This is a genomic window from Agrobacterium sp. MS2 (genome assembly GCF_003261015.1).
GTDB lineage: Bacteria > Pseudomonadota > Alphaproteobacteria > Rhizobiales > Rhizobiaceae > Agrobacterium > Agrobacterium pusense.
Map to the genome: position 1 here is coordinate 1 of NZ_QLNF01000074.1, position 1,613 is coordinate 1,613.

2 protein-coding genes and 2 pseudogenes are annotated in these 1,613 nt (G+C 57.3%); 2 read left to right on the forward strand and 2 right to left on the reverse strand.

Annotated features, from left to right (window positions below; translation table 11 throughout):
- Window positions 1–168 (forward strand): transposase domain-containing protein (locus tag DOU54_RS19795; protein WP_146617390.1); only part of this gene is annotated, 168 nt, incomplete at its 5' end.
- On the forward strand, window positions 150–374 hold the full coding sequence (locus tag DOU54_RS19800) for a DUF6429 family protein (RefSeq protein WP_502695982.1): 225 nt from the start codon (window positions 150–152) through the stop codon (window positions 372–374). The genes DOU54_RS19795 and DOU54_RS19800, both read left to right, overlap by 19 nt.
- On the opposite strand, the pseudogene DOU54_RS28505 reads toward DOU54_RS19800, so the two are convergent.
- Together DOU54_RS28505 and DOU54_RS28280 are read right to left on the reverse strand one after the other, a co-directional pair.
- Window positions 343–456: pseudogene (locus DOU54_RS28505) on the reverse strand (transposase domain-containing protein); the annotation flags it as partial. The gene DOU54_RS19800 and the pseudogene DOU54_RS28505 sit on opposite strands and share 32 nt — an antisense overlap.
- 156 nt (window positions 457–612) lie before the next feature.
- Window positions 613–1,589 (reverse strand): annotated as a pseudogene (locus tag DOU54_RS28280) (IS3 family transposase); the annotation flags it as partial.
- Window positions 1,590–1,613: the final 24 nt, after the last annotated feature.

The following is a 1,613-nucleotide window of genomic DNA, read 5'->3' on the forward strand; positions in this document are numbered from 1 at the left end:
AGCGATGGCGGTGGAAGGACTTGGGCAACAATCGCCACGCTCCTTCAAACAGCGAAAATGAACAATGTCGATCCACAGGCCTGGCTCACCCAGACACTCGAGCGCATAGCCAATGGTTGGCCCAGCAGAGATCTCGATGCACTCATGCCCTGGAATTACACGCGCTGAACGGTCTCAGCTTGCCGCTTACCAACGAGCGTTGCGCCTGGAAGGGGTTTGACTGGGCGACGACGGATCGCTTGCATCAGAAAGGCCTGATCGGCGATCCGGTGAACAAGTCGAAGTCACTGGTGCTGACGGACGAGGGTCTGCGTCGGTCGGAAGAGCTGTTTCGGAAACTGTTTACGCGGCAGCCGGGATTTCCATCGCCTTGATCGCCTTCCACTCCCAAGGCAAGAGCTCATGCAGGCGGGAGACGGGAAGCTCGGCGATGCGGGCCAGCACGTCGGCAAGCCAGTGACCTTGCCCCCAAGTTTTATCCAGTTTTGAGTTCGCTCCAGCGGTTTTTTGAGGTGCACCTCGAATTTGGGCCAGCGGGAGCTGGAATTTTCCGGGGTTATGGCTCATGTCGGCGTTGGCGCCGATGAGCCGTTCATGAGCGAAATCGGCAGCGTTCAGGCACTCGGCGCGGAACTTGCCATTAAAACTCTCGATGTAGCTGCTGTCAGTCGGCATGCCTTGGCCGGGAGAAGTCGAGCACGATACCCTTGTGATAGGCCCAAAGATCAAGGTCTCGAGAGATGAACTCGCTGCCGTTATCGACGCGAATGGTCGTCGGATATCCGACCTGCCGGCAGACCCGCTCCAGTGTCTGAACTGCATCCTCGCCCTTGTAACTGAAGCGGGCATCGACAGCCGGCGAAAAGCGCGAGTAAGTGTCGACAACCGTCAGAACCTTGATCTTGCGACCAGTGGCCAGTTGGTCATGAACGAAATCCACCGCCCAGACATGGTTCGAATGGGTCGGCTCCGTGCGGTCAGCCCGCAGCTTTGCCTTGACCCGGCGCTTGGGAACCTTGTTGCGGAGCTGGAGGTCCATCTCCTCGTAAAGACGATAGATTCGCTTCGGGTTCACGGGCCAGCCTTCACGCTTGATAAGAATATGCACACGCCTGTAGCCGTAGCGTACCCGCGTCTGGCAGATATCCTTGATCTTCAGCTTCAACTCGGCCTGCTCACCACGCCTGGACTTGTAGACATAGAGCGACCGGTCGACTTTCAGCACCATGCGTGCACGCCGGATCGAAACTTTCCAGCCTTGATCGTGTCGACAAGCTTGCGCTTACGCGCAGGCCTTAAAGCTTTTTTGAAAGCACATCCTGTAGCATGGCCTTGTCCAGCGACAGGTCGGCAACAATTCGCTTCAGCTTGGCATTCTCTTCCTCAAGCTGTCGCAGCCGCTTCATCTCCGAGGGCATCAAGCCCGCGTATTTTTTGCGCCAACTGTAAAACGTCGCGTCCGAAATTCCTGCCTTGCGGCAGACCTCGCCGATCGGCGTTCCATCCTCTGCCTGCTTCAACACGAATGCGATCTGCGCTGTAAGCCCACGGTGAAGGCCGTCTTGCGATGACGGCCTTCTGACTGCCAGTCCTAGTGGTAACACTAGGAGTAG